This is a genomic window from Cupriavidus sp. SIMBA_020, from assembly GCF_046535395.1.
Lineage (GTDB): Bacteria > Pseudomonadota > Gammaproteobacteria > Burkholderiales > Burkholderiaceae > Cupriavidus > Cupriavidus campinensis.
Genome location: NZ_JAWRWU010000147.1, coordinates 1 through 370, shown reverse-complemented (window position 1 = coordinate 370; position 370 = coordinate 1). Strand labels below are relative to the sequence as shown.

At 67.6% G+C, this 370-nt stretch carries 1 pseudogene; it reads left to right on the top strand.

Annotated features, from left to right (window positions below):
- Positions 1–370: pseudogene (locus SB751_RS28560) on the top strand (tryptophan--tRNA ligase); the annotation flags it as partial.

The window sequence follows — 370 nt, the reverse complement described above, 5'->3', positions numbered from 1 at the left end:
TTGCCGGGGCTGGACGGCCGCAAGATGTCCAAGAGCTACAACAACACCATCCCGTTGTTCGAGGGCGGCGCCAAGGCCCTGCGCGCCTCGATCATGCGCATCGTCACCGACTCGCGCGAACCAGGCGAACCCAAGGACGCCGAAGGCTCGCACCTGTACACCATCTATCGCGCCTTCGCCACGCATGAACAGGCCACGGCGTTCCGCCAGCAGCTCGAGCAAGGCGTGGGCTGGGGCGAGGCCAAGCAGGCGCTCTACGACCATCTGGAGAACCTGCTGGCGCCCATGCGCGAGCGCCACTTCGACCTGATGGCCAACCCCGGCCGCATCGAAGACGTGCTGCAGGCGGGCGCCGCCAAGGCGCGCAAGC